General features: G+C 60.1%; 10 protein-coding genes. 4 read left to right on the forward strand and 6 right to left on the reverse strand.

Features of this window, described 5'->3' with window-relative positions:
* Together LDL37_RS10020 and LDL37_RS10025 are read left to right on the forward strand one after the other, a co-directional pair.
* On the forward strand, window positions 1-1,287 hold a 1,287-nt coding region (locus tag LDL37_RS10020; RefSeq protein WP_290797536.1), incomplete at its 5' end, for a multicopper oxidase domain-containing protein.
* Window positions 1,274-1,963, forward strand: a complete 690-nt coding sequence (locus LDL37_RS10025) for a copper resistance protein B (protein ID WP_290797540.1) — start codon at window positions 1,274-1,276, stop codon at window positions 1,961-1,963. The genes LDL37_RS10020 and LDL37_RS10025, both read left to right, overlap by 14 nt.
* Before the next feature lie 58 nt (window positions 1,964-2,021).
* On the opposite strand, the gene LDL37_RS10030 is transcribed toward LDL37_RS10025, so the two are convergent.
* The 3 genes from LDL37_RS10030 to LDL37_RS10040 all read right to left on the reverse strand — a co-directional run bounded on the left by LDL37_RS10030 (window position 2,022) and on the right by LDL37_RS10040 (window position 5,633).
* A complete protein-coding gene (locus LDL37_RS10030; protein WP_290797543.1) occupies window positions 2,022-3,236 on the reverse strand; it encodes an alginate export family protein in 1,215 nt (404 codons plus the stop codon).
* Between the two features lie 118 nt (window positions 3,237-3,354).
* Window positions 3,355-4,344 (reverse strand): LacI family DNA-binding transcriptional regulator, encoded by a 990-nt coding sequence (locus LDL37_RS10035; RefSeq protein ID WP_290797545.1) that lies wholly within the window; start codon window positions 4,342-4,344, stop codon window positions 3,355-3,357.
* A 2-nt stretch (window positions 4,345-4,346) separates the two neighbouring features.
* Entirely contained in the window at window positions 4,347-5,633 is a 1,287-nt protein-coding gene (locus LDL37_RS10040; RefSeq protein WP_290797548.1) for an MFS transporter, read from the reverse strand.
* Between the two features lie 147 nt (window positions 5,634-5,780).
* Here LDL37_RS10040 and LDL37_RS10045 point away from each other — a divergent pair, with 147 nt between their 5' ends.
* Window positions 5,781-6,206: a hypothetical protein gene (locus LDL37_RS10045; RefSeq protein WP_290797551.1), complete on the forward strand. Its 426-nt coding sequence runs from the start codon at window positions 5,781-5,783 to the stop codon at window positions 6,204-6,206.
* Window positions 6,207-6,522: 316 nt separating this feature from the next.
* Here LDL37_RS10045 and LDL37_RS10050 read toward each other — a convergent pair whose 3' ends face one another.
* The gene (locus LDL37_RS10050) at window positions 6,523-7,290 is read right to left on the reverse strand and encodes a response regulator (RefSeq protein ID WP_290797554.1); all 768 of its coding nucleotides are present in this window, start codon (window positions 7,288-7,290) and stop codon (window positions 6,523-6,525) included.
* Between the two features lie 387 nt (window positions 7,291-7,677).
* Here LDL37_RS10050 and LDL37_RS10055 point away from each other — a divergent pair, with 387 nt between their 5' ends.
* Window positions 7,678-8,505, forward strand: a complete 828-nt coding sequence (locus LDL37_RS10055; protein WP_126420325.1) for a flagellin — start codon at window positions 7,678-7,680, stop codon at window positions 8,503-8,505.
* A gap of 87 nt (window positions 8,506-8,592) precedes the next feature.
* On the opposite strand, the gene LDL37_RS10060 is transcribed toward LDL37_RS10055, so the two are convergent.
* Window positions 8,593-8,907: a hypothetical protein gene (locus tag LDL37_RS10060; RefSeq protein WP_290797560.1), complete on the reverse strand. Its 315-nt coding sequence runs from the start codon at window positions 8,905-8,907 to the stop codon at window positions 8,593-8,595.
* Between the two features lie 81 nt (window positions 8,908-8,988).
* The coding region (gene serS, locus LDL37_RS10065) for a serine--tRNA ligase (RefSeq protein ID WP_290797563.1) at window positions 8,989-10,000 on the reverse strand (1,012 nt) is incomplete at its 5' end.

The following is a 10,000-nucleotide window of genomic DNA, read 5'->3' on the forward strand; positions in this document are numbered from 1 at the left end:
ACCTACTGGTATCATTCGCACTCTTTAGGGCAGGAGGCGGACGGCCTCTATGCGGGCATCGTCATCGCCCCCAAAAAACCGGACCCCATTCAGGCCGACCGCGACTACGTGGTGCTGCTGTCCGACTATCATCAGGACAGCGCCGCGCGCATTCAGGCCAATCTGAAAGCGTCATCCGACTATTATCAGTACAAACGCCGCACCGTGGGTGACCTGCTTAAGGACGCCCATCAAGAGGGGTTTGGTAAGGCTCTGAAATCAGCCGGTGAGTGGGGGAAGATGCGTATGCTCCCCACCGACCTGTCCGACGTCACCGGCTACCGCTTTCTGGTCAACGGCCTGACCAATGCCCAGAACTGGACGGGCCTGTTCCGGCCGGGTGAGCGGGTGCGCCTGCGCTTTATCAATGCCTCGGCCATGACCATGTACGATGTACGCATTCCGGGCCTGAAACTGACGGTCGTGGCCGCCGATGGCCGTCCGGTGGAGCCGGTTGAGGTCGATGAGTTCCGCTTTGGCAATGCAGAAACCTATGATGTCATCGTCACGCCGCGCGAAGACCGCGCCTATACGATTGCCGCTGAATCGCTTGATCGCGAAGGCTTTGCACTGGGGACGCTGGCCCCGCGTGAAGGGATGACCGGCGACATCCCGGCGCATCGCCCGCGCGCCGTGCTCAGGATGGGTGACATGAATATGGACGTCATGATGCGTGATGACCCCAATATGGATATGAGCCAGATGGACCACGACAGCGGATGGGCCGACAGCGGCGCGCCCAAAGGGGCCGTGGTGCTCGACTATGCGCAGTTGAAAAGCCTGACGCCTCAGAGGGACACGCGCGCCCCCACGCGCTTTATCAAGGTGGTGCTGGGCGGCAATATGGAGCGCTATATATGGACCATTAACGGTAAAACCTTCTCACCCGAAGACGGCATTGCGCTGGGCTATAATGAGCGGGTGCGGCTGATCTACGTCAATGAAACCATGATGGCGCATCCCTTACATCTGCACGGCATGTTTGTGCAGCTTGAAAACGGACAGGATGCTGATCGCCTGCCGGACAAACATACGGTGATCGTGCCGCCGGGTCAGACCGTGTCGGTGTTGCTCTCGGCCACCGAGCCCGGTGACTGGCCCTATCACTGCCACCTGATGTTCCATATGCAGTCGGGTATGATGACCACCTTGCGCGTCGCTGCACCGGAAGCGGGTTTTATACCCCCGGCGGCGCAACCCGCTCCGGACCACACGTCACACGGGGAGGGCCATCATGCACATCAGTAAAACAGTGACGCTTTTCATTTTGCTGCCCTCAGTCGCTGTGGCCCAACACGACCATTCGTCCACCTATCACGCCGTATGGCTGGAAACCGCCTACAGCCGGCACGATGGGCAGGACACGGCGCATTGGGACGCCGACGGCTGGGTCGGTGGCGATACGCACAAACTGTGGCTGAAAAGCGAAGGCAAGGTGCGTAACGGCGATAGCGAAGGTGAAGTCTGGGCGCTCTACAGCCGCAATGTCTCGACCTTCTGGGACGCGCAGATCGGAGTGCGTCATGACTTCGGGGCAGGGGATCGCACCTGGCTGGCGGTGGGTGTCAATGGTCTGGCACCCTATTTCTTCGAGACCGAGGCGCATCTGTTGCTGGGTGAGGACGGGACCGTCGGCGCGCGGCTGCGGCAGGAAAACGACCTGCGGCTGACCAACCGCCTGATCCTGTCGCCCTCGTTGGAACTCCATGCGGTCAGTCAGGCCGATCCGCAGCACGGCACGGGCTCCGGCCTGACCGATGCGACGGCGGCCCTGCAACTGCGCTATGAGGTCAACCGTCGTTTTGCGCCCTATGTGCAGCTTGATCATCAGCGCAAGCTGGGGGACACGGCCAAACGCGCACGGGCAGCGGGGAAACAAGATGAAGAAAACCGCGTAAGTGTCGGTGTACGCTGGCTATTCTAAAAATAAAAAAAGGCGTCCGGAGCGATCCGGACGCCGCAATTCCACAGGGTTTACAAGCCTACAGCTTGTATTCCAGACCCACCCACACCTTGCGGCGCGAGGCGGGCATGGAGGAGTCCGCACGGTCGAAATCGGCATATTTGACGCTGACCGTCAGGTTTTTGGTCAGGGCCGCCGAGGCCAGCGCGTCCCATTCCTTGCCCACGGCGCGGCTGTTGCGATCCGTTTGGAAGTCGTGATAGCTGAGCGTCAGGGTCGGCTTCTTGAAGGGCCCGATCTGGGTCGGATGCGCGTAAGTGGTCGTAAAGCTGAGGTCATTCAGACCATCCGGCAGCATCTTGTTGCCATTGGTCGAAAAGGCATCGGCCCAGCCGCGGACATTGTGGGCGCTGCCGACGGGGGTGATGAAGCCGCGCGCCCCATTGCCTTCATTCTTCTCGTAGGCCGCTGTGACCTTCCAGCGTCCATGATTGACGCCCACCTCGCCGTTCACAGCCTTGAGGCTGAAATCGCTGGGGTTATTGCCGTGATCGACCTGCTTGGCGATGACCCCGGCATAGGTCAGTTTCGTCGTCTTGCTGAGCGGCTTTTCGCCACTGAAACGCAGGCCTGTGGTCAGGGTCGAGTTATAGGCCGAATTCTTGAAATCGAGCGCATAGACAAAGCCCTGCACCTTCAGGGCCGGGCTGGCCGCATAGCCGACATTGAGAATGTGGCTGTCGGAATCCCAATCGGCATATTCGCCCGCCGTGCGGTTGATCTTGGTCAGATAGGCATAGGTCGTGGACCACTTGCCCTTTTTGACGTCCACTCGCAGGGCATCGAAAGTCATTTCGTCCTGACGCCAGCCGGAATTGCCGATGAAACGGTTGTCGTCGATCAGGATGCGCTGACGCCCGGCCGTCACCGTCGTCGCGGCATTGGGCGTCCAGGTCAGTTGCAGGCGGTTCAGTTCGGTGACTTCCGGGTCATTGACCGAGGCGTAGCTCGTCTTGCCATTATAGCCCGAATTGTAGTCATCCTTGAGCGCGCGCACGTCCTCGAATTCGACGAGGATCTTGACCTTGCCGAACTGACCGCTCTCGAAGCCGACGCGGTTGCGCCACGTCAGGGCGTCAGCGTCATTCAATCCGGCTTGCGACACGCTTTCGCTGCGCAGGCGCGATTCAAGGATGGGTTTGGACTTGGCGAGGGCTTCGGAAAAGCTGTCGGCGTGGGCACCGCCGGCGATACCGGCCAGGGCGAGGGTGCTGAGCGAAACGCGAACAATCATTGACGTACTCCAACTGGCGTGCGCCTTCCGAAACGTATGAACAAGGTCCGGACACAGATGCGCGCACTTTCAATGAAAGTAAGCGTCTCATAAAAATGGTAATTTTTTGCAAACGCCGTTACGGGAGGGTTCGCGTCGATTCCCGCACGATCAGGGTGGTGTCAAAAACGACCCGTGCAGGGGTGCCGGTGTCACGTTGCAGCAGGCGATCCACCGCCTCATTGGCCATGTCTTCGATGGGCATTTCGACCGTCGTCAGGGCCGGGGCCGAGGTGCCGACCCACGGCGCGTCACCAAAGCCGATGACCGACAGGTCTTCGGGCACCCTCAACCCACTGCGCGCGGCGCGTCGGACGATGGCCAGCGCAATCTGATCCGTACCGGCGAAAATGGCAGTGACCTCGCGGCGGTCGATGGCCGCCCCCACGGTGGGCTCCAGATCGTCGGAAAATGCGGTTTCCACATGAAAGACGCACTCGGCATGGCCGCTTAAGGCGGCGCGGAAGCCTTCGCAGCGTTCGGTCATACTGCTGAGGCTCATCGGGCCGGATACGAGGCCGACCTTACGGTGACCGCCCGCCAGCAGATGCGCCGCCGCCTGTTGCCCACCGCCGAAATAGTCGGCCAGTACCAGCGACAAACCCGTCGCCTTACGGTCCATCACCACGGTCGGCAATCCCGGCGTTACGGTCTGGGCGTCGAGGTCGCGCACCGGAAACCACACTAACCCGTCGGCCCCGCGCTCGATCAGGCTGGCTATGGCCTGCTGCTCCAGTCCCATATCACCTTCGGTATCAGCGATGATCACGTAATGGCCGCTGGCGCGCGCCCGCCGCATAACCGCCTGCGCCAGAGCGGTGAAGAAGGGATTGGCAAAGTCGGGCAGGATAAGCCCCAGCGTCCCCGTGCGTCCGGTGCGTACCGCCCGCGCCGACAGGTTCTGACGATAGCCCAGATCGGCGGCGACCCTGAGGATATGGGCGCGCACCTCACGGCCCAGCGAGCCCGTGCCATTGATGGCATAGGACGCACTGGCCAGAGAGACATCGGCGGCTTTGGCCACGTCTTTCAGCGTGATACGCTTCGCGGTGCGCCCCTCATCCGCCATGCTCAGACCTCGTCCTTGCCGGAGGCAAAGATGCAGACCAGCGTGATCAGCGCCGCCACCAGAAGGTAATAGCCGACATGGCTCAGCCCGTAATTGGCCTGAAGCCAGGTGGCGGCATAGGGGGCCAGAGACGCCCCGACAATGCCCGCGAAATTGAAGGTGAGGGAGGCCCCCGTATAGCGCACATTGGCCGGAAAGGGAGCCGCCAGCGCCGTACCGATCAGGGCATAGGTCATGCCCATCAGCGCCATGGCAGCGACCGAAAAGACGAAGATGCCGCCCTCATTGCCCATCAAGGGGGCCAGGGCGAACGAGAAGGCCGCAATCAGCGCCGTGGTTAGGATCAGGATTTCGCGGCGGCCAAAGCGCTCCGCCAGCTTGGCCGACAGAGGGATAAACAGACCAAAGGCGACCGAGCCCAGAATCTGCACTTCGAGGGCCTTCACAAACGGGATTTTCAGCACCTTCACATTATAAGAAAGAAGCCACGCGCTGCCGATATAGAAGAGGACAAAGGTGACGAGCGCCACAAAGGTGCCGAGAAACAATGAGCGCTTGTGCCGGCCGAAGATTTCGACCAGCGGCACCTTGACCCGTTCTTCCTTGTCGATGGCGGCCTGAAACTCCGGCGTCTCGGTGATCGACAGACGCACCCACAGCCCGACCCCGATCAGAGCCAGAGAGGCGATAAACGGCACGCGCCAGCCCCAGCTCAGCAGGTCTTCCTGCGAGATGAAATGCAACAGCACCCAGAAGGCCCCGGACGACAGCAGCAGGCCAATAGGGGCCCCCAATTGCGGGAACATGCCGTACCACGACCGCTTGCCTTCCGGCGCATTTTCGGTGGCCAGCAGCACGGCGCCCCCCCATTCGCCGCCCAGACCAAAGCCTTGCCCAAAGCGGCACAAAGACAAAAGGAGCGGGGCCACCACGCCGATCTGCGCATAGCTGGGCAGGCAGCCGATCAGGACCGTGGAAATCCCCATGGTCAGTAGCGCCGCCACGAGCGTCGCCTTGCGCCCAATGCGGTCGCCGAAATGGCCAAACACCATGGCTCCGACCGGACGCGCGAAAAAGGCGATGGAGAAGGTGGCGAAGGATTGCAGCAGGGCCGAGGTCGGGTCGCTGGTCGGAAAGAACAGGGACGGAAAGACCAGCACGGCCGCCGTGGCATAGACGTAGAAGTCGAAAAATTCGATGGTCGTGCCGATCAGGCTGGCCAGCAGGACCTGCGCCGGTGAATTGACGGGTTTGTGGCCGGTGATAGCCGCCGGAGTGGCGTTGGACATAGACGGAATCCCGAAATCCCTGTGATATGGTTATGTTCCGCCTAACGCATTTTCCGCCGTAGCGGAAGCCTCCGTTACCGGCGCGACGTATGGCGCGCTTATTTTGTGCCCCTTACAGTCGCGCGTCGGATCAGATGGAGATGTTTCATGACCCCACTATGGAAATCGGGCACGGCCTTGATCGTGGTTTCGGCACTGCTGACGGCCTGTTCCGCCGAACCCTCTCAGCCCGCGGCTGAAGAGGCGACCCAAAGCGCCGTGAGCGAAGCCCCGGCATCGGTCGTCTCGTCAAGCGCTTCCGCCTTTGACTATGCCGGGCGCTGGACGGGCGTGGAGGGCACCTACATGACGATTACACCGCAAGCGGACAAGGCTTATCAGGTGGTGATTGCCGATCTCGACGGGCCCAAAACCTATGCGGGGACGCTGCAAGCCGACGGTCTGCATATTGAACGCAATGGCACGCCGCTGGTCATCGTGCCCGGAGATGGCGAAGCGACCGGCATGAAATGGCTGGCGGAAAAGTCCGACTGTCTGGTCGTGGCCGCCAACGAAGGCTATTGCCGCGATTAGAGCGAAATGACTTTAGGTGGAAACGGCTTATCGCAATAGCGCCTCCCCTGATTTGGCTTCGCCGAACTTCGTTTCAGGGGAGCCGGGCGGCCGGTGCCGGTGGCCCGAAGGGCCGGGTGGGGTTAAAAGCGCTGGTATTAACCCCACCGTCTTTGACGCCTGAGCGGCGTCAAATCCACCTCCCCTGAAACGCAGTTCGGCGAAGCCAAATCAGGGGAGGTGCTGACATTACGATTCCATTAAAAATCATACCGATCTAAAAAAAAACCGGCTCCGCTTCCGGGGCCGGTCTCTTTTTTCGTGGCTGTGCCGTCTGTTACGAGGCCATCAGTTTGATAGCCGTGTTGATCAGCTCGACCGGGCGGAACGGTTTCTGGATTTCAGCGTCGGCCCCGGCGGCCATGGCGGCCGACGTGGCGCGGTCCGAGCTGACGCGCGCATCCAGCCCGGCGGACATGGCGAGAATCCGCACATTGGGCCAGGTCGATTTGATCACACGAATGCCCTGAAGACCGCCCATGCCCGGCATGAAGATGTCCGAGACGATCAGATCGACGTGGGCGATGTCTTCGTTGTCCAGCGCCTCTTCCATGCTGTGCGCTATCGAAACGCGATAACCGTTATCCGAGAGGGTTTGCGCGGTCAGCGTCGCCACCGTATGGCTGTCGTCAATGACCAGAGCGTGCTTGCGCTTGCGGCCCTCAGAGGCATCGGCCTGCGCCGACTCGACGATCGCGCGCATCTGCTGACGCGAAAAGGGCTTGCGCAGGACGTAATCGACATTGGTGCTGCGCGCCAGTTTCAGCGTGCTGTCCACCGAAGCGTCGCGCGACCCGGCGGTCATGATGGCGATGGTGGCGTCCAGCGCGCGGTCGCGGATTTGCGTAATGTGGTCAAGGCTGTTGTCTTCGCCCAGAAACACATCGACGAAAATCAGGTTCGGCCGTTGCTGCAACAGAACGTCGTGACATTCGGCCAGAGAGCGCGCGACCACATAGTCCCACTCCTCGTCCTTGAGCATCCGCCCGACGATATTTGCCTGGGTCATGCTGTCTTCGATAACCAGCGCCAGTCCTTCAGCCATTCTTGCCTCGTTTGAGATGAGCCGCACAGGGTGCGAAAAGGGAATGGCATACCCAATACAATGTTATTCTTAATAATTCCCCCTGTGGAGCCTTCTGTGGAGCCTTTGGGCCCTATCCGGCAAAAAAAAGCCGCGCGAAACCGCACGGCCTTAAGTCAATACAGGGAGGAAAGCCCCGAAGGGCGACGGTGCAGGACACCGCGTTCTCATGTCGTACAATTGGCGGAATAAACATTCAAGAGTAAAATTATTTTTCAAAATTGAAAAACAGGATTCTTTTTTGCACGCCATTAAACCGAAGTTAAACGCAATCGGATAGCATGGTTATTGAGCGAAGCTCCCGTTCGACAAAAGACGACCGGCCACAGGGTAGGGGACACACGAAGCGTGAACTCCATCAACACCAATGTCGGGGCCATGCAGGCCCTGCAAATGCTGAACGCGACCTCGAAAGAGTTGAACGCGACGCAGGCGCGTATTTCCTCCGGCCTGAAAATCGCCAGCGCCAAGGACGATGCGTCGGGCTGGGTCATGGCGCAGGGGCAGAGAGCCCAGATACGCGCGCTGGATGCGGTCAAGGAGTCTTTGTCGCGCAATGGCTCGGTCGTGGATGTGGCCATGACCGCCGGCGAGAGCATTTCAGACCTTTTGATGGAGCTGAAAGAAAAAGCGCTGGCCGCCTCCGATCCGTCGCTGAACACCACAGCCCGCCGCGCGCTGAATGACGATTTCGTCGCCATCCGCAACCAGATTGCTCAGTCGATCCGCAACGCCACGTTTAACGGCGTCAACCTGCTGAACGGATCGCGCACTTCGATTGCGGCTCTGGCCAATGCCGATGGCAGTGACACCCTGACGGTCATGGCGCAAAACCTGTCTCTGGGCGGCAGCATCCTGACCTTAAGCAGCGGTGCGGGTTTTGCCAGCGCAATGTCGGCGCAGGGACTGATCGCTACGCTGGACAGTTCGATCAGCAATATCTCCGTGGCGATGGCGCGTCTGGGGGCATCTTCCAGAGCGCTGGACCGCCACACGACCTTTATCGGCAAGTTGCAGGATACGCTTGAGGTCAATGTCGGCCGACTGGTCGATGCCGACATGGCCAAGGAGAGCAGCAAGCTTCAGGCGCTTCAGCTCAAGCAGCAACTGGCAATCCAGACCCTGAGCGTCGCCAACCGCTCACAATCCTTTTTGCTGCAACTGTTTGGGCGATAGAAGCCGGGGTGGTGTCCGCCCGGCAGACTATGAAAATACGCATAATATAGATTATGGGAAACAAAAGGCCGTAAGGCGGCGGTGCTCTTAATGCCGAAGCCGTGACACCGGCTCAGACAGTTTGAGCGCCGCCTGCATATGGCCGGAGGCGGCACAGGCCGCCGCATCGACCACGGCATCAAAGGCATCGGCCAGATCCATTTGCCGGGCCGCCAGGGCCTTGAGCATCTGACGCACATAAAAGCCGATGACGGCCATGGCGTAGTCGGTCTTGCCGTCGATCTGGCTGGCGATGATTTCGACCAGTTCAAGCTCGGCTTCTTCAGGCGGCAGGTCCCGGCGCGTAAAGGCGCATAGCGTGGCACCGACCGAACGTTCAATCAACGACGGATGGGTCTGCATGGCACTCACTCGAAAACAGGCTCGGATTATGCCACTGCTTTTATAAAAAATCTATCCACAGGCGAATTTACCCTGTTGGCCTCAGCCAATGTGCGTCAGCCCGCCCATATAGGGTTGCAGCACGCTCGGAATAGCGATGCGGCCGCCCTCGTCCTGATAGTTTTCCATGATGGCCACCAGCGTGCGGCCGACCGCGAGCCCTGAGCCATTCAGCGTATGCAGGAAGCGCGTACCCTTTTCGCCGGCCTTGCGCGTGCGGGCGTCCATGCGGCGGGCCTGAAAATCCCCGCAGTTGGAGCAGGACGAGATTTCGCGGTAGGTGTTCTGCGACGGCAGCCACACCTCAAGGTCATAGGTCTTGCGCGCGCCAAAGCCCATATCGCCCGTACACAGCAACATGGTGCGGAAACTGAGGTCGAGTTTTTTGAGGATGGCTTCGGCGCATTCGGTCATGCGCTCGTGCTCGGCCGCCGACTGTTCCGGCGTGGTGATGGAGACCAGCTCGACCTTCTGGAATTGATGCTGACGGATCATACCCTTGGTATCGCGGCCCGCCGAACCCGCTTCGGCGCGGAAACAGTTGGTGAGCGCCGTCAGACGCAGCGGCAGTTCCTCTTCCGCCGTGATGGACTCACGCACCAGATTGGTCAGCGACACTTCGGCGGTGGGGATGAGGTAGTGCGGTGGGTTTACGATTTTCGTACCCCTCCCCCAAACACTTACTTTTAGATCTACAATGTTGCCGTCTGCATCAGCATAAACTTCGGTATCACCCGGCTTCGGGATATAAATGCCGGAACGGTAGTCTTTGTCTGTCAAAGCTTTTTCAGATTGAAAAAGCGACGTGGCAAAAAACAAATCCTCTTCAAACTTCGGCAGTTGACCCGTGCCGAACAGCGCGTGGTCCTTGACCAGCACCGGCGGATTGACCTCGGTATAGCCGTGCTCGGTGGTCTGGGTGTCGAGCATCCATTGACCGATGGCGCGCTCCAGCCGCGCCAGTTGCCCTTTGAGCACCACAAAGCGCGAGCCGGACATCTTGGCCGCCGCTTCAAAGTCCATCAATGGGCCGGTTGCCCCCTTGAGCGCTTCG

The sequence above is a fragment of the Asticcacaulis sp. genome (assembly GCF_020217185.1).
Classification (GTDB): Bacteria; Pseudomonadota; Alphaproteobacteria; order Caulobacterales; family Caulobacteraceae; genus Asticcacaulis.